Source organism: Mucilaginibacter sp. GW821-FHT07G05 (assembly GCF_059418565.1).
On the sequence record NZ_JBWKQC010000003.1, the window covers coordinates 42,233 to 63,306 of the forward strand.

Consider the following 21,074-nt stretch of genomic DNA (forward strand, 5'->3'; position numbering starts at 1 on the left):
AAAAAAACTGCAAATGCTTTAAATCTCCACAATACTTTGATTTCTGCTTAAAGTATCTCAACTTCGCATTCCGAAAAAACAGATACCTATGGTTACTCATTTCAAAAAGATCGCTGCCGAACTTTCCATTACCGAAAAACAGGTTAACGCTACTGTTAATTTACTGGATGAAGGCGCTACCGTGCCCTTTATTTCCCGTTACCGTAAAGAGCTTACCGGCAGTTTAGATGAGGTAGAAGTGGCCGCCATCCGCGATCGTATACAGCAGTTGCGTGATCTGGATAAGCGCCGCGAAGCTATACTGAAATCGCTTACCGATATGGGCAAACTTACTCCCGAACTGGAAGCGAAGATCAATGAGGCCGAAACTATGGTACTGCTGGAAGATATTTATCTGCCATACCGCCCTAAACGTAAAACCCGTGCCACTACAGCCCGCGAAAAAGGGCTGCAACCGCTGGCCGATGTAATTATGGAGCAAGGCCGTTTTGATGTAGATGCCGAAGCCGAAAAATATATCGATACCGAAAAAGGTGTAAAAGACCTTGCAGAAGCTTTGGGCGGCGCCCGCGATATTATTGCCGAAACCATCAGCGAAAATGCCGACGTGCGTACCAAAATGCGCGAGTTGTTTATTGAGAAAGGCACTTTTCAATCAAAGGTAGCCGATGGTAAAGAGGAAGAGGGAATTAAATATAAAGACTATTTCGACTGGACGGAGCCTGTAAAATCGGCACCATCTCACCGTATACTAGCCATGCGCCGCGGCGAAAAGGAAGAAATTTTGTGGCTGGATATTAAACCGGCCGAAGATGAAGCCATCGCTTTGCTGGATGGTACGTTTATAAAAGGCAACAATGCCGCGTCAGACCAGGTGCGTTTGGCCATTGCCGACGGTTACAAGCGTTTGCTGAAACCATCAATGGAAACCGAGGTACGCCTGTTCACCAAAAAGAAGGCCGACGAAGAAGCCATCCGTGTATTTGCCGAGAATGCCCGTCAGCTATTGCTCGGAGCGCCGCTTGGTCAAAAAAGGGTGATGGCTGTAGATCCGGGCTTTCGTACAGGCTGTAAAGTGGTGTGTTTGGATGAGCAGGGTAAACTGCTCGAAAACGCTACCATATACCCGCACACCGGCGCAGGTAATGTTAAAGAAGCCGAGAAAACAGTTAAGCACTTAACTGAAAAATTCAATATCCAGGCCATCGCTATTGGTAATGGTACCGCAGGGCGCGAAACCGAGGTGTTTATCCGTAACCTTAATTTGCCGGGAGTTACCGTGGTAATGGTGAATGAAAGCGGCGCGTCAATCTATTCCGCTTCAGATGTTGCCCGTGAAGAATTTCCGGATAAGGATGTTACCGTGAGGGGCGCCGTATCTATCGGTCGCCGGTTGATGGATCCGCTGGCCGAACTGGTGAAGATCGACCCAAAATCAATAGGTGTTGGCCAGTACCAGCACGATGTTGACCAAAATAAACTGCAAACATCATTAGATGATACGGTAATCAGTTGCGTAAACGCCGTTGGTGTGGAACTGAACACGGCATCGAAACAAATACTGGCCTATATATCGGGCCTTGGGCCACAACTGGCACAAAACATTGTGGAGTACCGCGACCAGAACGGGGCTTTTAAACGCCGTGATCAGCTGAAGAAGGTAGCCCGTTTGGGTGATAAAGCTTACGAGCAAGCGGCAGGATTCCTGCGTATCCGCGATGCTGAAAACCCGCTGGATACCAGCGCCGTGCACCCGGAAAGGTATACTTTGGTGGAGCAAATGGCCAAGGATCTTAATTGCTCGGTAAAAGAACTCATGACCAGCGACAAGCTGCGCAAAAGTATTCCGCTGCAAAAATATGTGTCAGAAACAGTGGGTTTACCAACCCTTAACGATATTATAGCCGAACTGGCCAAACCAGGCCGCGACCCGCGCGAGCAGTTTGAAACTTTCAGCTTTACAGAAGGAGTAAACGCCATTGGCGATCTTAAGGTGGGCATGAAACTGCCGGGTATAGTTACCAATATCACCAACTTCGGCGCCTTTGTGGATATCGGCGTGCACCAGGATGGTTTGGTGCATTTGAGCCAGATCACCAACCGCTTTATAAAAGACCCTAACGAGGTGTTAAAGGTAGCTCAAAAGGTAGAGGTAACCGTTACCGAAGTTGATGTGAACCGCAAGCGGATCTCGCTATCAATGAAAGAGAACGAAAAACAAGCGCCGGCTAAAAAGCATACCGACCGGAATGTGGCAAACAGGCAAAGCAAGCCACAACCCGAAACGGATATAGCAATTAAACTGGCAGCGCTTAAAAATAAATTTAAGTAAGAGGTTTATCCCTTATTCGAGGGTTATTTGGCGTTTGATGCTCTCTTCCAGTGATATAAAGGTTTCGGTACGTTGTATGCCTTTTACGCTTTGGATGTTCTCATTAAGCACCTCGCGTAAATGATTGGTATCATGGCATACTATTTTAGCAAAAATACTCCAGCTGCCTGTAGTATAATGCAGCTCAACAATTTCGTTGATCTCCTTAAGCTGGGTTACAGCTTCCTGGTATTGCGAGCCCTTTTCAAGGTAAATACCCAGGAACGCGGTTATGTCGTAGCCTAACTTTTGGGGGTCAACCTCAAGGCTTGCTCCTTTTATAACTCCCATCTCCTCAAGCTTTTTCATACGTACGTGTATGGTGCCGCCGGAAACAATTAATTCCTTAGCGATCTCGGTATAAGGAGTAGTCGCGTTCTTCATTAAGATTGATAATATCTGAATATCAAGATTATCAATTTCTAAATTTTGGGCTTTTCTGTGGGGCATAAATTTAAAAATCTATATTTTAATACAAGTTTAATTAAAATCTGAATAAAAATAAAATATTTTTGTTGAAATATTTGCAAGAAAGTGCCAAGTCCTTTAAATTTGTATCAAGCAAATGACAAAATGCTTATCGTTCATTAATATAAAACACAATGTTGGGTGGTGAAACTTTTGGCAGACACACCTCCTTGTCCCGGTGGCGGAGATCATAGGAAACCAGCAATGGCTAACTACTCTGTGGAGGTTCGAATCCTTCCCCAACAGCAATTCCAATGGCTTGGAATTAATAACAATACTGTAGGATGGTGAAATTTTTGGCAGACACACCTCCTTGTCGCGGTGGCGGAGAAACTGGGAAACTCTTAGCAATAAGAATAACCACTCCGTGGAGGTTCGACCCCTTCTCCTACAGCTCTTCTCATAATTTAGGTTTATAATTGGTTAGTAAAGGCCCCTGCCCATCAGGGGTCTTGCTATTTTAAGGCCTTTTTTCTTTTCAGGTTTCTATCAGGTTTCAGGGTTGGGGTTCGAGGTTTCTGTGTATTTGCAGATCGTAAAGATTCCCCTTGGTAAGTAGGAAGTTACTTGGGTGCAGTTTGAGGCTTCTACGAGGTTTCTACATTACAAGTTACGAAGAGTACATACACGCCGTATTCGGCTCGACGTGTAATTTTAACAATAATAGGTAAAGCAAGGCTATTATAACTCATCGTAAGACATGTTATACTTATAAAACGAAACAGTTACATACCTTGCAATTACATGTAGATGCAGCCTTCTATAGGCTATTCATCATCCTCATCAACCGCTTCATCTTTTTTATCATCAGCCTTTTTTGCCAGTTGTGCGGCTTGTGGTTTGCCGATGGTTTTGTAAGTGCCCTGTCCGGTTAATATGGCGGTAAGCTGGGTTTGATCCTGCATGGTTTTAATAGCGCGGGCAAGCTCTTTATCGTATTTGAAATGGGTTTCGTAACGGCCCTTTTCATAATAGTAGCGCGATACTATCTCATTTTCGAGCAGTTGCTTTATCTCTTCTTTATGCTGTTTAACGTCGTTCTTTTTACTGGTGAGCAGTTTGTTCTTTAACACATCATACTCAGCCTGAATCTCGTTGAATTGCTTTTCTTTAGTAGCCTCCGTTTTTAGCGTGTTCAGCAATTTTTCGGATGTGCTGGTGTAGCTGTAGTTCTTATCGGCAAGGTATTTCACAAACTCATCGTACTCGGCATCGGTAAGGCTAAAGGTTTTCGCGTCGGCAATTTTGGGGTGATTATCGTGATATTTAGTAGCATAATCAAACACCAGCAGCTTGCCTACCAAAGCCTGGGTAACGTTAGCAAATTTATCGCGCGGAATAACAAGATCAGGAGTTACACCACTGCCATCATAAACCGAGCGGCCATTTTTTGTTTTGTACTCGTGGATCAATGAGTCGGCCACCTTTACTACGCTGCCATCATCTTTACGGTGGGCGTAATCCAGCTCCTGTACGCAACGACCGGATGAGGTATAGTATTTGGCCACAGTGATCTTAACTAAACTGTTATAAGGCAAGCTGAACGATTGTTGCACCAAGCCCTTACCAAAGCTGCGCTGACCAATAATCACAGCCCTATCCAGATCTTGCAACGAACCCGCCACTATTTCAGATGCCGAAGCCGAGCGGCTATTCACCAATACCGTAAGCGGCAGGTTAGGCTCGGCAGGGGCGCTCATGGTGTTATAAACAAAGTTTTTTTCCTTTATCTTGCCAATTTGCGATACCACCTTTACATCCTTAGGTACAAACAGATTAACTATTTTAACGGCCTCCTGCAATATACCGCCGCCGTTGGAACGCAGATCGAGTATGATACCCTTAGGATTATTCTTTTTTACCGCGGCAAGCGCAGCAGCAACTTCATCAGATGAACGCTCCAAAAACTTATCAAGCTTAATGTAGCCCATATTGCCATCAACCATACCGTAGTAAGACACGTTAGGCTGCTTTATCTCATCGCGGATCAGGTTTTTCACTACCGGCTGGGCAGCGTTTTCATGCTTTATCAGCATTTTTATGGTGGCTCCTTTAGCGCCTTTCAGCAGTTGACTTACCTGGTCGCTGTTTTTGCTGGTGAGTTCAATATCGTTGATCTTGACAATTTGGTCGCCTGCGCGGATGTCGTTTTTTTGAGCCGGGTAGCCCTCAAATACATCAGACACATATACTTTATTATTGCGCGAGAATATGGTAGTGCCTATGCCGCCGTATTGCGTGCTTACGTAGTGCAGTTTATAATCTTCAATTTCCGATTCGGGTACAAATTCGGTGTACGGGTCGAGGCCGCCGAGCATGGCATCGGCACCGCTTTTGATCATTTTTGATGAATTGATATCATCAACGTAGTTAATGTTTACCTCTTTATATAGGGATGCGAATACGTCGAGGTTTTTCGATATCTGGAAGAGGTCGTCCTTAAAGCTCCATGTAGTAATGGCTATAAGCGATAGCGCCGCGCCAACAATAAAAACCCTCACCCCTTTTTTGGTAGCCTTTCCCGTATTCATCTTTTTCGTATTTAAAAAATAAATATACGAAAAAGCCCCTTATATAGTATATGAAGGGCTGCAAGGTTTTTAAAGGCGGTTATTATCAATATTAACCAAAGCCTTTTTAAGGGTAAACACCACATATTTGCGATCGCGGTCAACCAGCTCCATTATTTTGCTGATCAGGCTGTCTTCCTGTCCTTCGGTATATTGTAATTGCGAATCGGTAAGGTGATTGTACTTGCGTTGCAACTTTATCTTAACACGTTCCCAATCTTTATTTGAAATGGTTATCTCTGCCATGTTTTGTACTGTTTGTTGCAAAAATATAAAAATTACTATAGCGTCGCCCTAATATATTTAACACAAAATGTATTAAACTATTGTTAAGTATCATCATCTAAACCGATGTTGAACCAAATTTAATAACACGATGAAAAAGTTAATTTTATGCATAACCCTGCTTACAGCAGGTATTATTAGCGCTAAGGCCCAGGTAACTGTAGGCGCCAAAGCAGGTGTCACCTTTTCAAAGATCAATACCGACCAATTAAAAGAGTCGAGCGTTACCGGTTACCAGATAGGCGCGTTTGCCCGTGTGGGCGATAACTGGTTCCTGCAACCCGAGCTTTACTTAGGCAGCAGCGGCGGTAAATTCAGCAGCAGTAATAACGGTACTGACTACAGCGCCAAAGTACGCTTCACTACCCTTAACCTGCCTGTACTGGTAGGTAAAACCTTTGGCAGCGAAGATTTGAACCTGCACGTAGTTGGCGGTCCGGTTTATTCTTACATTTTAGACGACAGCAAAAGTTTCAGCAGTAACATAGGCGGTGCAGTAAGCGACTTTAACGACTACAAAAAAAGCACGCTTGGTTACCAGGTAGGCGCAGGCCTTGATATTGGTAAAATTACTGCCGACCTGCGCTACGAAGGTGGTTTAACCAAGGTAAACGAACGCTTTGGTCAGCGCCAAAACCTTTGGGTAGTAAGTGTTGGGTTTAAATTTTTATAATAGTGAAATATTGATGTGGCGATAGTAGTATTGCTTCATTGCAGATCCCTCTTCCGGTTTAGGAAGAGGGATTTTTTGTTTGTGGATTGCCCTACCCGTCAGCAAACAGCTTCGGGCGAAAACGGGCAGAACTGTGGCGGCCATGAGCGCAAAGGCGGGCATAGTGAACTTGTTGCATGTGGGGAGGAATTGCGCGGCGGGGCAAAAGTTCCAGCCCCAAGTTCTGCACGTTTTGCAGCGCAGAGGCCTTGTGCGTAAGAAGCCTTTTGCTGGACAAGGGTTTTGTTACTTTTGCCCTCAAAAGTAATGGGGCACTGCGCCCAAGAGCAGACCAACGATAATCATAGCACAAGCTCAGTCTAAGTAGAGATTGCTTCGTACCTCGCAATGACGATAGTGATAGAAAGCGGACTAAAACACGCGCGATTGCTTCGTACCTTACAGCAATGACGATAGGATACAGACTATTGTTTACTTCTTCACTTTCCCTACACCCGCTACCCTGTTGGCGTTATCCTTAACAAAGGTATCCCAGCCGGAGTATGATTTTTTGCTGCCTCCGCTGCTGCTGCCTCCTGTTATGTTGCGTTGAAAGGCGTGGCAAACCGCTACGGCCAAACCATCGGTAGCATCCAAAAAATCGGGTGTTTCGGTGAAGTTGAGCAGGCGTTGTATCATCCCGGCTACCTGTTCTTTAGTGGCGTTACCGTTGCCGGTGATGGCTTGTTTTATTTTGCGGGGAGCGTATTCGGTGATAGACACATTGCGCGATAAGGCTGCCGACATGGCCACGCCCTGCGCCCGGCCCAGCTTAAGCATTACCTGTATGTTTTTACCGTAGAATGGGGCTTCAATGGCCAAGCAATCGGGATGGTAATTATCAATAAGGGCTACTGTTTTTTCGAAAATGCGTTGCAGCTTCAGCATGTGGTCGTCAATCTTTTCCATCTTAACCACCCCTAAACTGATCAGTTCTATTTTTGAACCTACCTCCTTAATCAACCCATAACCCATTACGGCGGTGCCGGGGTCAATCCCTAATATGATACGTTCTTTTGTGTTTAATTGCTGCATTTGTTAATGCAAAGGTATTGTATAGTTGCGGTTTATTTACGTAGTTCGGCCATATATTGCTGGCGCGATATCATTTTCGCCCCCATCGATTCGAGGTGTTCGGTGTGTACCTGGCAGTCTATCAGGTTATAGTTGCCTGTTTGGCATAAGGCGATGAGCGCTATTTTTGAGGCATTACTTACTTTACTGAACATGCTTTCGCCGCAAAACACCAAGCCTGCATGTACGCCGTATAAGCCGCCTGCTAATTCGCCCTGCTCCCATACTTCAAGCGAATGAGCATAACCTTGCCGATGCAATTCTATGTAGGCGTTGATCATATCGTCGGTGATCCAAGTACCATCCTGCCCTTCGCGCGGCACTAAGGAGCAGGCTTTTATCACATCCGCAAAGGCAGTATTCATGGTAACGGTAAACCTGCCCGAACGTAGCACCTGCCGCATGCTTTTAGAAATTTTGAGTTCAGCGGGATGCAGCACAAAACGCTCGTGCGGTGAGTACCACAATATAGGCGTATCATCACTGTACCACGGGAATATGCCATGCTGATAGGCCAACAGCAAGCGTTCGGTTGAAAGATCGCCGCCTACTGCCAGCAAACCGTCCTCATCGGCCAGTTCAGGATCCGGAAATACTAAGCGTTCATCAAGCCTGAAGATCATCAGGCAAATTTACGCCTTACGTTTTATTACCAGTTTTTTATTTTGCGCTTTTGCTATGGCATCCATGTATTGCTGCATTTCGGTGTATTTGGCAGCCGGTATTATATGTGAGTTCAAATTGAATTTGGTAACGCTGTTCACCTGGTTTTTAGCGGCATCGTAACTGTAAGTTACATCATAGTTGCCGTAGGTGAATTTGAGGCTTTGATTTGCCGGCAGGGTTTCTACCTCAAAACCTTCGGGCAGGTCGATCACAGTATTACATACCTTTTGCATCGGGATGCTGAAATAATAATCAGACCGGCGTTTTTCAAGTACCGGGCAGGTATAACGCCAGATATCAAATATACGCGGGCGATAAAATTGCTTGTTACCCGATGCTATATCATAAAGCTTATCGTATTCCAGTTCAATGTTGAGTTCTTTTGTACCATCCTTATCATCAGTAGCTTTAAATTCAAAAGCGCTTGGCTGCTTTATGTTCATCACCCGCTGAAAAAATTCTTTCTGGTCGTCGGTTTTCATAGCGGTAACGCCTATGTAATCGCTGCGGTATTCGCCTGTGCCCATAATTTTCACTTCCGCCTTAGCGCTTCCATCGGCACTTAGTTTTACATGCACCTCGCTTTTGAACTGGTTATCTTCGGCCTTGCTTTTTGGTGTATTAACCAATACACCGCCATTTTCGGTTATCAAAAGCGCGTTACGATTTTCGGTAAAGTTGCCTAATTTGCCAAAAGGCTGTGTATTGCTGGTACATTCCAGCCAGGTGGTGTCACCTTTAAAAGGCACACATAAAACAATGTGGTTAAAAGGATCGCTTGGGAACGAAGGCTCGGCAGGTTCACCGTTTTCGCCGCCGTAAATAATGGCGTAATATGATGGTATATTAACCGCTTTTAATAAAGCGCCCATGTAGTTTGACAGCGCCTTGCAATCGCCATATTTTTTTTGATCAACAAACATGGCCGGGAAAGGCTTTAAACCGCCAATACCCAATTGGATGCTCACATAGCGCATATTCTGTTGCAGGTATTCGTATAAAAATTTGGCTTTCTCTTTATCCGTTCTCAGGTTGGCGGTCATCTGGCGGATCTCTTCGGCCCGTTGCGGACTAAGCGAATTTACATCGGCATTAAGTGTTTGGTACCATTTGCCATAATTTTGCCAGCTGCTGATATCGCCAGGGCGGCCATCAAACTCAAAGTTATTGGTGTTAAAAAAAATACGCTGAGAAACCTTCCATGCAGGTACATCTTCTTCGGGCTTTATGGCCTTTAAGTTTTTAACGCTCCAGGTATAAACTTCATTGCCATCGGCATTGGTTTTAACAGGCTGTACTTTAGTGTTTTTGTTAAGATACCTGAACCCAACAGTCGATGGTGCCGTCACCTTACAAACAGAGTTTTGAACCGCCTGATCCGGCTTTTGTATGTACCAGGCACCCAGATCGAGGTAGCTGTTCATGTTTACCTCCACCGTTATTTCAATAGTAACCGGGTAACTGGTAATGGTATGGCGGGCAGCTAAAAAACGGTTATCGGTTACTATCGATATACCATCGGTAGCGGCACCATCATACATATCGCTGCGCTTGTATTTCTTTATTAGCTTACCATCAGCATCATAAGCTATCATTTCTATCCTGCTGATGCTGTTAAACTTTTTATCGTAAGGCACCTGTATCACCGCCTCATTATCATCCTTTTCGTTTAATATGGTGGTAACGGTATGCATCTTATTCACCGCTCTTCCCGGACCCTTTACCACATATTCTTCCATAGCATATCGCACTACCGAGTTTGCATCCTGCTTTAAAGAGTCGGGGAGGGTAGATGCCTTATACAAATCGGCAGGGATATCCTGGGCATTAACAAAATTGCATACTGCCAACAGCAGTATGCAATACATCAGTACATTTTTTCGCATAATAAATATTATCAACCCTTCTTCAATGCTATTGGCTCGTTTAGCATTTCGTACATCTGCTTGCTAAACTCGCGGAAATTCTGGTATTCTTCTTTAAAATAAGTAGTTTTTGCATGATCAATTATATAACGTACTGTAATGGTTTGATCCTGCTGCACCAACATCCTTTTAAAGGAGATGCTTTTATCGGGCATTACAATGGTCATGCTTTTAGGCAACACATCAACTTTGTACCCGGCGGGTATCTTGTAAACACCACTTACACTGTAATTATCGCGGTAGCCAAATTCAATGTCGGTAAAACGGTTCTCGCTCAAAAATGGATTGGTGTGTAATGAGGTAAACTGGTTAGGGTTGAAGTAAATATAATTATCATCAGACCCGGTGAGGTCAAAATCAAAGTTCATTTTTTGCACCAGCGGCAGCGTGTCAACATCCATATTATCAAACTTAAGTTCGGATATTTTGAAGTTGTTATCGTTATGCCGTAAATAGTCAATATACTTAGTTTCGCCATCCGTTTTGTACTTGGAGGTACTATTGATCTTATTGTAACTAAAGCTGCTTATTTGTACCGAACCTGTCATTTTACCATCGGGCTTAATTTCAGCATTAATGAAATAGCTTTGCCTTATCGGTTCGTTGTTTTTTAGAAATACCAGGTCATAAGCTTCGCTTTCTTTATCAATATATAAACCGGTGGAGTTTAACAAATTATCGGGCACCTCGTTATACAGATTATATTTGTTTGTAGCATCAAGCACGTAGCGTTTGGTGCTATCAACAGGTATATATACCACAGCTCTGTTAAACTGGTAAAGAAACGGAGTATACGGGTTTACACGACCATTACTGCGGGTACTCACCACCATTGGATAGGCTTTAACACCCGATTGTTTAAGCAGGTGAAACAGTATCAGGTTAACTTCTGATGAGTTTCCTGTCTTCTTTTCCCAGGCTTTTACCGTACCATCATAAGTATACCAGCTGTCATCCCCGTTCCATTTCATGGCATTTCTAACTTCCCTGAAAAGGTAGGCTATCTTGTCATCATCTTTGGCAAAGGCCTTTGCCTTGGTGATCAATGCTTCTTCACCGGCCAATTTTCTTTTCAGCTGTTTGCCAAAATCCTCATCATCGGCCAGTAAACCGCCAATTTTTGGCCATGTATCGGCACCGCTTTGTACAAAGCCTTGTGGCGGCCTTATAGATGTAAGCGTGAAGTGTACACAATCCAAATTGTCCGCATCCGAGCTCATGTAAGGTTCATCGGGCAGCGAATGTACATTGGCCAGCGCCCTTGCTGTAGTTTCATAGCTATAGCTAAGTGTTTCGGTACCATAACCCAGGCTTTCCGAACCATTTTCTGTTTTGTTTTTAGCAAACATTTGCTTGGTACGAAACTGCGGCTTGTAATAAAACCACTCCGGTATTTTGGTGGTAAGTTCACTATATCTTACCGGGATCTTTTTTTGATAATACCAGCTCGGGAAACGGTATATTGAGTTGTGGGTAAGTTTGTACTTATATTCTATAACGCTGCCCGGTTTTACATTAGGCAACGAGAACACCGTTGCAGAAGTAGCCTTGTCAACTACCTGGGTAAATATCTGCTTCTTGTCTATCTTGGTAATCTCCGGCTTACCATCTACCAAATTTATGGTTTGGGCTTGCAGTTCGGTAATATATTCCAGGCGGTTAGCGCTTACATAGGTGATACGGATATCGGCACTTTTTTTACCGTTATCGTTAAATATTTTAATACGCGTATGCCTTTCGGTAACTATATTGAACTGACGGTCAATGTATACATCGCCCTTGTCGAAAAGCACTTCGGCATTGGCATCAGGTTCAAATTCACAGTTTTTTAGTTCGAGGTCTGCCTTGTCAATTTTCCCGAAAGGCATAATTGGGGTTACAGTTTGTGCGCCGGCAGCTATTGTTGCCACGGCTAAGCATAAGCTTAAGTAGAGTTTTTTCATGCAATAAGGCTGGGTATTAATCCAATAGTTTGGCATGAAAATAACTAAAACAATTGGATTGCCGAAAAAATATGAAAATATTTTAATTAGCACTCAATTAGCTGTAAATCAAATAAATAATTATACGCTTGCATATTTTGATTGCTTTGTGTAAGTTCAGCCTTTCACTTATTACAATGACCACCATTGCAGCAACCACTAAAAAACGTATTGAGTCGATTGATATTCTTCGCGGAATAGTAATGATGATCATGGCACTCGACCATGCCCGCGATTTTTTCACTCATAACTCGTACGATCCTACCGATCTTACTAAGGCATCAACAGGACTATTCCTTACCCGTTTTATAACGCACTTTTGCGCGCCAACCTTTGTTTTTTTGGCAGGCACAGGCGCTTTTTTATCGCTCAACCGCGGTAAAACCAAAGGCGAAGCATCCGTATTTCTGTTAACAAGGGGCTTGTGGCTGGTGCTGCTGGAGTTAACCGTAGTGGGAATAGGCTGGAGTTTCGATCCCGGTATTCATTTCTTATTTGTACAGGTAATATGGGCATTGGGTATCAGCATGGTAGTATTATCACTATTGATTTACCTGCCTGTGCCAGCCATTGCGGCGGTAGGCCTTATCATGATATTCGGCCATAACCTGTTGGATGGCATCAAACCCGAAAACTTTGAGGGTGGTAAAGCAGCCTGGCATTTTATACACGTAATGGGCATGGCCGACTTAAGTAAAGATTACCATGTTTTTGTATTATACCCGCTTATTCCATGGATTGGTGTAATGGCCGTAGGCTACAGCTTTGGTAAGTTATTTAAGCTGGAGCCCGATAAACGGCAGAAATTATTTTATACCATAGGTGCATCAACGCTGGCCTTGTTTGTTATTGTACGTGCCTACAACCACTACGGCGACCCTAACCAATGGACCGATCAGGGTGTTTGGTACCGTACTATTCTCTCGTTTGTAAACGTGCAAAAATACCCGCCATCGCTCGATTATTTGCTGATCACTTTAGGTACTTCCATCACCATGCTGGGCGTGCTGGAACATGTGCAAAACCGCTTTACCAATATAGCCCTGGTATTTGGCCGTGTGCCGCTGTTTTATTATATATTACACCTGTACCTGCTGCATACCATGGGGGTGATCGCTTACATTGTTGTTAAAAACCATGCACCAAATAGCTCAATTATGCAGAATGGCGCGCCGCTGTATTTTGTATACCTAATGTGGGCACTCGCTTTGTTCATCTTATACTTCCCTTGCCGCTGGTACATGAAATATAAAATGACGCATAAGCAATGGTGGCTGAGTTATTTGTAAGATGGAGAAAGTAACAATCTTTACTTATCGCAATATTTAAGCAAAAACACATCGGCGCGGGTGCTGCCTATGTTGCGGATGAACGTCCAGTCGTCGCAGGCGCTTTCGGTGTCGCCTTGTTTGAGTTTCTTTTTGGCACGGCTTAGTACGTCGTCAATATAGTCGTCATCAAAGCCTAATTGGTCTTTCAGGCCTTGTACCTGTTTTTCGGCATTGGCATCAGCCTTGCCCTCTCTTTTGTTTTTGTAATAGGTTATAACGGCATCCTCCAGGCTTTGGCGCCTTTGGTAAGCGGCAATGGCATTTTGTATATCGGCCCCGGTTACGCCTGTGCATTTTGAAATATCGGCAGTGAAAGTTACCGGTAATACAATATTGCTTGAATGATCGTATCCTGCCGGGATTGTCCATTTACCTGAGGTGAGTTTTACTACGCGTTTGGCTTCGGCATCCAGATCGATCCCCATACCTTTTTGAACTTTCACATTGGTTACCCTGCCGCTGCTATCTAACCGGAAAGCAACCTGCACCATACCCGATATGCAGTTTTCGCTTGAATAAGCCGGGTATACTATTTTGCTTTGTATAAAATTATTGAGCGCGTAACGACCGCCTTTAAAGGTTGGCTGTGGCTGCGCCGATGCCATACTTAAATCCAGTACGAATGCGGTGATGCAAAGGATGATCCGTTTCATAACAGCTAATATAGCACTAATAACTAATTGCTTAGCTTTTAGGCAGTATCCTCAACCTGTAAAGCTCACATCCCAGCCGAAGAATTAATCAGCCGGCCTATCGTGTTAAACAAAGTTTCGACAGGCCGGCTGATAAATGTTTTATATATGGAGATTCGGTTAGTCCAGTAATCCCGCCGGGATTTTTCCATCCACTTTAGGGAACGGGATATCCAATAGCTTGATCATAATAGGCGTCATATCGCGAAGGTTCATTTCTTCAATCACAGCGCCTTTATGTATTCCCGGGCCATGGGCTATGAGGCCGGTGCGGATATTTTTTGTATCAGGAAAATGCCCGTGCGTACCGCCTTTGCCGGGTTTAACGGCATTGCCGGTAACAGAGCCGCTGAATGAGGCATCGTGCTCGCCGGTAAGGGCGAAAGCGACATTCGGGTTATAACCACCTTTGGTTAGTTGTTCTTTGCTGATGATGCGGTAATATTGTTTTACGCTATCTGGCTGTGCCTCTAATAATGTTTTTACCTTATTGGCGGTAGCCTTATCAGATGGATCTTTCAGGTACAGGTAAGCAGATCCGCCAACTGAGTTGAATTGCGCTTTCCAGTCGCCTGTTTTAAGGTCGGTGATCAAGCCGGCTTCTTTCAGCCATACATTGGGCGATATGGTTTTCTTTACATCATAAAATCCATGGTCGCCACCAACAAGCAATACGGTACTGTCCCATATGCCTGCTTCTTTCAGGGCAGCTACGATAATGCCTACGGCTTCATCAGCATCGGCTACAGCTTCCTGTACGCGTGCTCCGTAACGGCCTTCACCATGTTCCGCGCCATCTACAGAAAATACGTGAATGGTCATCAATCCCGGTTTGCTTTTCTTTATCACATACGCTGCAATTTTGGCTATGTTCTGGTTTTTTCCGTGGTCGATCTTGTCAACTCCGCCGAACACTTCTTTTTTCACATCGGCATAAAAGCCTTGTGGTAAAGAATATTGCTTGCGAACCTCATCGCCCAAACCGCCTATGTCAGGAATATTATAATCTACAGGCGCGTTGGCAGATACCGGCCAGTAAAGCGAAGCTACCGTCATGCCTTTTGCTTTAGCCGCTTTCCATATAGTAGGTACGTGAATAGAGCTATCCTGCCAGTAAGGCTGTTGGGGTGCCCCGTCCGGTGTAAATATGTTGTTGTAAAATATACCATGCTTCGCCGGCTGCACACCCGTAACTATGGTGGTATGCGAAGGATAAGTCATTGATGGGAATACGCTGTTTACGCCTTTGGCATAAGCGCCATCTTTCATCAGCTCGCGCAGGTTTGGCGTTTTCCATTCGCTGTCCAAATAAAAATCAGGGCGAAAGCCGTCAATAGTAAGGAAGATAACATGCTTGGCTTTCTGCGCCATAAGCTGCCCTGTTGTAGCAAACAAGGCAAGTAGTATAATTGATAATAGCTTTTTCATAAATAATGCCATCCGGGTATTGCGGGGGAGTTAAGGGTATACCCACATACCGGAATATAGAATGGGGCAAAATTGCCGGTAATTTTGTTAACTTATTGTGATGTTATAATTAACAAAATCTGCCTAAACAGCGTCAGGGAGCGGAATTATCAGCTTTTAGCAACTGCGGGAAACTGCAATATCAGGTTAGGATCGGGAATGATACCGAGCCAGTTTTTCTTCTCCGAAAACTTGGCTACGCCGGGATAATCCCCCTGTTTGCCCTGCATATCCAGCATCAGCTGAAAATGTAAATGGGGCGACCAATGTCCGTTCTCGGGTATGGCACCAAAAGTGGCTATCTGCGTGCCTTTATCAATCACCTGCCCAACGGCAAGGTGCAGCAATGAGGTGCGGCTTAAATGACCGTAAAGGCTATACAAAGTTAACCCGGCAATATCGTGTTGCAGTATAATGGTTGGGCCGTAATCGCCAAAATTATCGTTATCCTGAAAGCTATGTACAATACCCGGCAGCGGCGCGTAAACAGGTGTACCTGCCGCGGCCCATATATCAACACCCAGGTGTAAGCGACGGGGTTCATCGCCCTCGTCAAACAAACTGCGGCCTGCATAAATGGTACGGTGTTCCATATAACCGCCAACGGCGTAGCGGCAGCCGGTAGCTTTAAGCTTAGCAGTAAACCATTCGTCAAACTTTTGGGTATCGGCAATCAGGCCTGCGTTCAGTTCGGTATTATCAGCTGTAAGATCGAGTGGAAAAAGCTTATCATTCCCGGCATCAAAATCTACTACCCGGCCAACGGCGTGGGGGTAATTATCAAGATGTGTTGCCAGTATATGGGTTGCATCCATTAGGCTTATTCTTCGGTATCGGGTTGCCTTGGCTCTTTGCTTATTTTATCGAATATTTTATCCATACGCTCTACATACTCGCTGGTATCGTCAATAAAAAATTCCAGTTGAGGAATGATGCGCACCTGGTCTTTTATGCGTGCACCCAGTTTATAGCGAATTTCTGAAGCATGTGATTTTACAGTTTGTAAGGCCAGCTGGTTATTGTTGTTATTAAAAAAGCTTAAAAAAACACGTGCAATAGCCAAATCAGGCGTAACCCTTACTTTAGTAATAGTAACCATTGTGTTAGGCAAATAACTACTGCCCTCGCGCTGAAAAATAGCGGCAAGATCTTCTTGTATCACTCCTGCAAACTTTTGCTGACGTTTTGATTCCATGATAAGTAATGTTTAAAGGCCGGTAGCCCTGAAGCGTAAAGCTAATATTAAAAAGATAATTGATGACAAATTGTTTGAGCAAAAAGCTGCCCGATTGCCATACTGGTATAATAAAAATAAAAATTTAGTGGCAGGCGTCGGCCGGTATTTCTTTGGTTATTTTGATCACTTTTTTTACCACGAGGGTACTGTCATATTCCGATCCGAGACCATCCTTTCCCGATGGTTCTTTAGTGCCTTCTACCTCAATATAAACTGGTTCGTAAGGTTTTTCAAAGTTCATGCGCGAGTATTGCAGTTCAAGCTGTGATGAGCTGTCGGTAACCCAAAATTCGTGGCCGTTGTCGCAATCTTCAAACGTGCGCACCTCGGGGCCAAAGCTGTATAAGCCCTTGTATACCGAACGCTTGGCCTTACCGCCATTGTTGTTACACGAGCTGGATACAGCAAAAAATATTGCCAGGCCTATTACTATATATGTTACGCGAGTTACCTGCATCCTTCAAATTTACAAATCCTGTTTAATTTCATCCAATCGTTTTACACTTAAGCGTGCGCTTATACCCGATGCTATTACCGCTATTATGCCCACTGTTAAAAACACCAACCCTGTGTTTGATAGCTTAATATCAACCGGGTAAGCATCAATAACGGTTAACCTGCCGCCCATTTTTATGAGCCCGTATTGCTGCTGTACCACGCAAAATATCAATCCTACAATAATACCGCTAATACAACCCGCTACCGATATCAGCATCCCTTCGAAAAAGAAGATGCCCTGTATCAGGTTCTTATCGGCACCCAGGCTGGTCAGCACTGCTATATCCTTACGCTTATCAATCACCAGCATGGTAAGCGAGCCTATGATATTAAAAACGGCTATAATGAGCACAAAAGTTAATATCATAAACACCGACCAGCGCTCGTAGTTCAACGTTTTATACAGCTCGGTGTTTTGTTGGGCCCGGTTTTTTACCGTAAAATCTTTACCTATTTTGTTAACAATGTTTTGCTGCGCATCATCAAGGTTGGTGCCGGGCTTAAAATTAAGCTCAAGTGATGATACCATTTGAGGCTCATCCAGCAGTTCGCGGGTAAAGTTTAGTGAGGTCACCACAATATCATCAAAATCCTGCTGAATAGCAAATACTCCTGATGGTGTAATACTTTTCAGCACAAACTCGTTAAGCGGGTTTGCCGAATTGCCCGCGTTGCGCCTCGGCGAATAAATTTGCAGGGTAGCCACCTGGTCGTTAACATTTACACCCAGGCTGCCCTGTATGGTGCTGCCTATAACAGCAAATTCGGTATTGTTTTCAAACAGGGTGAACGCACCATTGATGATGGTACTGTCGAGCTGTTTATTCTTCAAAAAATCGTTACTAACGCCTTTAATTGTGCCTATATATTGCTTTTTACCATAACGGATCAGCACCTTTTCCTGCAATACCTCGGTGTATGAAAACACCGTGGCATTTTTATGCAGCGAGTTAAAGTAAGGCGTATTAGGGTCGAAGGTTTTGCCCAGCCGGGCCTCAATTTTAAGCTCGGGGGTAAAGTTGCTGTACAGCGAAAGGATCACCTTCTCAAACCCGTTGAATACCGACAGGATGATGATGAGCGCCGCGCTGCCCACAAAAACGCCAAGCATGGAAATGCCCGAGATGATGTTGATGGCATGCATCTTTTTGCGCGAAAAAAGGTAGCGCCTGGCTATATAGATGGAGGTATTCAAAATTGCGGGCTGATGGTATGTGTTATCATTAATCGTTAAAAAACGGATTATATTGCTTTTCGAACCCTATTGTTGTTTCGGGGCCGTGACCGGGATAAACCGTGCAATCATCAGGCAGAACAAATAATTTTTCGCGGATGTTTTTGATCAGCAAATTATAATTTCCACCGGGCAAATCGGCACGGCCAATACTGCCCCTGAACAGCACATCGCCGCCTATCAGTACAGCGGCCTCTTTATCGTAAAAGCATAAATGCGCAGGCGAATGACCGGGCGCGAAAATTAATTCAAGTTCGGTATTGCCAAATTTGATGGTGCCTGTTTCGGGCAGGTAAACATCGGGCAGCGGTGAGTTTTCGTACCTGATGCCGCTTTGGGCGGCATGTATTGGCACATAGTTAAGTACTACGGTTTCGCCTTCGTGAAATTGTGGTTTTAAACCATACTGCTCAAATACGAATTTATTACCCAATACGTGATCTACATGGCAATGGGTGTTTAGCAGCAGTACCGGTTTAAGGTTGTTATCTTTAATGAAGTTAACCACGGCATTTTGCTCGCTCCCGGTATACATCCCCGGATCAATGATGGCGCATTCGCCGGTTTCATCATATAAAATAACGGTATTCTCCTGGTACGGATTATTTACAAATGTTTTCACTTTTGCCATAGGCCGTAAAAATACGCATATTATATGATTTCGAATTTCGAATGTTCAATTTCGGATTTATATAAGGCAGCGGTTGTGTATAGGATGCTGAAATAAGCGATATAGCCTCACCCAACCCTCTCCAAAGGAGAGGGCTTAAAGAATTTTCCTTCATCGTCAGCAAACAGCTTCGGGTGAAAACGGGCAGAACTTTGGTGGCCAATGAGCGCAAAGGCGGGCATAGCGAACTTGTTGCATGTGGGGAGAAATAGCGCGGCGGGGCAAAAGTTCCAGCCCTAAGTTCTGAACGGTTTGCAGGGAAATGGCCTTGTGCGGCAAAGAAGCCTTTTGCTGGACAAGGGTTTTGTTACTTTTGCCCTCAAAAGTAATGGGCCTCTGCGGCCAAGAGCAGATTGATGTTAATTACAGCACAAGCACAACCTAAGTAGAGATTGCTTCGTTCCTCGCAATGACGCAGTTTATTATACAACCGGATTTTTTTGGAAATCAAAAACCTATCTCCACTTAAAACTCTTAATCAGTACATCTATATCCTTTTTCACAAAATCGAGCACCGGCTGTATCGAATCAAGCTTGGGTTCGCTGCTGAAGTAGAGCGCGCCGCGGAGGTAGTGCTTGGTACTGTCGGTTAAAAAGAATTGTACTGATGATGCCGCGTTGCCGTCAATGGTGTAATACAAGCCATACAATTTGCGATTAGGGTAACTGATTACGCCCTCGTCAATAGAGGTGGCCTTTACCGTATGTTTAAAAGCGAAGGTATGAGCATCTTCTATCAATTCGTCGAATACCTTTTTTGAAGTAACGGGCTGATAGCTCAAATGCAGAACCCCTTTAAACTGCGGAAAGTTCATATTTACCCAGCATGGTTTGGCTTTGGCCTTTTCATCGGGAGTAATGTTGGCATAAGTGGGGTAGTCGAACGTAAAAGGGCAACCATCGTTATATGTGTGGTAAGCCTTTTCGGGGAAATTGATACGGAAGTAGCCCCTCGGCTTAGGCGAATAATCACCATCGCTGCCGCAGGCTGCCAAAAACAGTACACATACCAATATAAAAGCGATTATCCTCATGGATGCTTGGCTTTTGAGTTCCATATTTCCCAGGCTTTTTCGGCCTGTAGTATCAACATCTCTTGTCCGTTTTTTGTTGCAGCCCCTTTTTCTTCTCCCTTTTTCAGGAACAAGGTTTGCTCGGGGTTATAGATAAGGTCGTACAGTAAATGCTCGTCGGTAATATATTCGTAAGGTATAGGCGGGCATTCATCTATGTTGGGCGATGTACCCACCGGTGTAGTATTGATGATGATCTTGTGCGATTGGATATGCTGCTCGGTAAGATCTTTAAAGAGGATATGGTGCAGATTTTCGCGACGGGTAACGGTACGGTGACCAATGCCGAGTTTATTGAGCACGTAAATAACCGCTTTAGCCGCACCTCCATCGCCCAATATAAGGGCATGGGTATGTTGCTTTTTGAGCAGCGGTTTTAATGACATCTCGAAGCCGTAAACATCGGTGTTAAACCCTTCGAGCCTGAAATCGTGCCCTTTGATGCCCACTTCGCCCGAAAAAGCGGCCAGTACCGGACTTTCTGATGCTACGCGGATGCAATTGATAGCGCCTACCTGTTTGGCATCTTCATTTACCCAGTCGATATATTTGATCACATCTACCTTATGCGGAATGGTTACGTTCAGTCCGCACAGGTCGGGATTGGCATGCAGCAGGGCCGAAAAGTCTTTAAGGTTTTCTATCGGGAAGAGGTCATACTGGGCATCGCTGATCTTCTCTTTCTCAAATTTTTCGGTGAAATACTTTTTTGAAAACGAGTGTGACAGCGGATAACCGATGAGGCCATATTTTTTCATCAGGACGAAATTATTTAACAGGCGAATATAACGATGTTATACAATTAAAAAAGCGTAATTG

The 21,074-nt window shown here is 44.3% G+C and carries 19 protein-coding genes and 1 tRNA gene; 4 read left to right on the plus strand and 16 right to left on the minus strand.

The window, feature by feature from the left end; all coding sequences use genetic code 11:
* Nucleotides 1-88: 88 nt before the first annotated feature.
* Entirely contained in the window at nt 89-2,332 is a 2,244-nt protein-coding gene (locus AC07NA_RS08275; RefSeq protein ID WP_494897162.1) for a Tex family protein, read from the plus strand.
* A 12-nt stretch (nt 2,333-2,344) separates the two neighbouring features.
* Here the strand turns inward: AC07NA_RS08275 and AC07NA_RS08280 are convergent, their stop codons facing one another.
* Entirely contained in the window at nt 2,345-2,821 is a 477-nt protein-coding gene (locus tag AC07NA_RS08280) for an Lrp/AsnC ligand binding domain-containing protein (protein WP_345212395.1), read from the minus strand.
* A gap of 153 nt (nt 2,822-2,974) precedes the next feature.
* On the opposite strand from AC07NA_RS08280, the gene AC07NA_RS08285 reads away from it, so the two are divergent.
* A tRNA-Asp gene (locus AC07NA_RS08285) sits at nt 2,975-3,085 on the plus strand.
* Between the two features lie 521 nt (nt 3,086-3,606).
* On the opposite strand, the gene AC07NA_RS08290 is transcribed toward AC07NA_RS08285, so the two are convergent.
* Both AC07NA_RS08290 and AC07NA_RS08295 read right to left on the minus strand, forming a co-directional pair.
* Nucleotides 3,607-5,370 (minus strand): S41 family peptidase, encoded by a 1,764-nt coding sequence (locus AC07NA_RS08290; RefSeq protein WP_494897163.1) that lies wholly within the window; start codon nt 5,368-5,370, stop codon nt 3,607-3,609.
* 69 nt (nt 5,371-5,439) lie between these two features.
* Nucleotides 5,440-5,655 (minus strand): hypothetical protein, encoded by a 216-nt coding sequence (locus tag AC07NA_RS08295; protein ID WP_345212366.1) that lies wholly within the window; start codon nt 5,653-5,655, stop codon nt 5,440-5,442.
* A gap of 130 nt (nt 5,656-5,785) precedes the next feature.
* Here AC07NA_RS08295 and AC07NA_RS08300 point away from each other — a divergent pair, with 130 nt between their 5' ends.
* A complete protein-coding gene (locus tag AC07NA_RS08300; protein WP_494897164.1) occupies nt 5,786-6,367 on the plus strand; it encodes a porin family protein in 582 nt (193 codons plus the stop codon).
* 471 nt (nt 6,368-6,838) lie between these two features.
* Here AC07NA_RS08300 and ruvC read toward each other — a convergent pair whose 3' ends face one another.
* The 4 genes from ruvC to AC07NA_RS08320 are packed head-to-tail and all read right to left on the minus strand — an operon-like array spanning nt 6,839 to nt 12,014.
* On the minus strand, nt 6,839-7,441 hold the full coding sequence (gene ruvC / locus AC07NA_RS08305) for a crossover junction endodeoxyribonuclease RuvC (RefSeq protein ID WP_494897165.1): 603 nt from the start codon (nt 7,439-7,441) through the stop codon (nt 6,839-6,841).
* Nucleotides 7,442-7,473: 32 nt separating this feature from the next.
* Complete coding sequence (gene aat, locus AC07NA_RS08310; RefSeq protein WP_494897166.1) at nt 7,474-8,103, minus strand: leucyl/phenylalanyl-tRNA--protein transferase; 630 nt, start codon at nt 8,101-8,103, stop codon at nt 7,474-7,476.
* A 9-nt stretch (nt 8,104-8,112) separates the two neighbouring features.
* On the minus strand, nt 8,113-10,032 hold the full coding sequence (locus tag AC07NA_RS08315; RefSeq protein ID WP_494897167.1) for a DUF3857 domain-containing transglutaminase family protein: 1,920 nt from the start codon (nt 10,030-10,032) through the stop codon (nt 8,113-8,115).
* A gap of 11 nt (nt 10,033-10,043) precedes the next feature.
* Nucleotides 10,044-12,014 carry a DUF3857 domain-containing protein gene (locus AC07NA_RS08320; RefSeq protein WP_494897168.1) on the minus strand — a complete coding sequence of 657 codons (1,971 nt, stop codon included), beginning with the start codon at nt 12,012-12,014 and terminating at the stop codon, nt 10,044-10,046.
* A 176-nt stretch (nt 12,015-12,190) separates the two neighbouring features.
* Here AC07NA_RS08320 and AC07NA_RS08325 point away from each other — a divergent pair, with 176 nt between their 5' ends.
* On the plus strand, nt 12,191-13,342 hold the full coding sequence (locus AC07NA_RS08325; RefSeq protein ID WP_494897169.1) for an acetyltransferase domain-containing protein: 1,152 nt from the start codon (nt 12,191-12,193) through the stop codon (nt 13,340-13,342).
* 20 nt (nt 13,343-13,362) lie between these two features.
* Here AC07NA_RS08325 and AC07NA_RS08330 read toward each other — a convergent pair whose 3' ends face one another.
* From AC07NA_RS08330 to AC07NA_RS08370, 9 genes are all read right to left on the minus strand, one after another.
* The gene (locus tag AC07NA_RS08330; RefSeq protein ID WP_494897170.1) at nt 13,363-14,037 is read right to left on the minus strand and encodes an energy transducer TonB family protein; all 675 of its coding nucleotides are present in this window, start codon (nt 14,035-14,037) and stop codon (nt 13,363-13,365) included.
* 159 nt (nt 14,038-14,196) lie between these two features.
* A complete protein-coding gene (locus AC07NA_RS08335; protein WP_494897171.1) occupies nt 14,197-15,504 on the minus strand; it encodes an alkaline phosphatase family protein in 1,308 nt (435 codons plus the stop codon).
* A gap of 149 nt (nt 15,505-15,653) precedes the next feature.
* Nucleotides 15,654-16,358 (minus strand): peptidoglycan DD-metalloendopeptidase family protein, encoded by a 705-nt coding sequence (locus AC07NA_RS08340; protein ID WP_494897172.1) that lies wholly within the window; start codon nt 16,356-16,358, stop codon nt 15,654-15,656.
* A gap of 5 nt (nt 16,359-16,363) precedes the next feature.
* Nucleotides 16,364-16,738, minus strand: coding sequence for a 30S ribosome-binding factor RbfA (gene rbfA, locus AC07NA_RS08345; RefSeq protein WP_345212378.1), 375 nt, complete (start codon nt 16,736-16,738; stop codon nt 16,364-16,366).
* A gap of 124 nt (nt 16,739-16,862) precedes the next feature.
* On the minus strand, nt 16,863-17,237 hold the full coding sequence (locus tag AC07NA_RS08350; protein ID WP_494897173.1) for a hypothetical protein: 375 nt from the start codon (nt 17,235-17,237) through the stop codon (nt 16,863-16,865).
* A gap of 9 nt (nt 17,238-17,246) precedes the next feature.
* Nucleotides 17,247-18,473, minus strand: a complete 1,227-nt coding sequence (locus tag AC07NA_RS08355) for an FtsX-like permease family protein (RefSeq protein WP_494897174.1) — start codon at nt 18,471-18,473, stop codon at nt 17,247-17,249.
* A gap of 28 nt (nt 18,474-18,501) precedes the next feature.
* Nucleotides 18,502-19,143 carry an MBL fold metallo-hydrolase gene (locus tag AC07NA_RS08360; protein ID WP_494897175.1) on the minus strand — a complete coding sequence of 214 codons (642 nt, stop codon included), beginning with the start codon at nt 19,141-19,143 and terminating at the stop codon, nt 18,502-18,504.
* A 494-nt stretch (nt 19,144-19,637) separates the two neighbouring features.
* On the minus strand, nt 19,638-20,216 hold the full coding sequence (gene gldD, locus AC07NA_RS08365) for a gliding motility lipoprotein GldD (RefSeq protein ID WP_494897658.1): 579 nt from the start codon (nt 20,214-20,216) through the stop codon (nt 19,638-19,640).
* On the minus strand, nt 20,213-21,013 hold the full coding sequence (locus AC07NA_RS08370; RefSeq protein ID WP_494897176.1) for a shikimate dehydrogenase family protein: 801 nt from the start codon (nt 21,011-21,013) through the stop codon (nt 20,213-20,215). The genes gldD and AC07NA_RS08370 overlap by 4 nt, the downstream gene beginning before the upstream one ends.
* Nucleotides 21,014-21,074 lie beyond the last annotated feature (61 nt).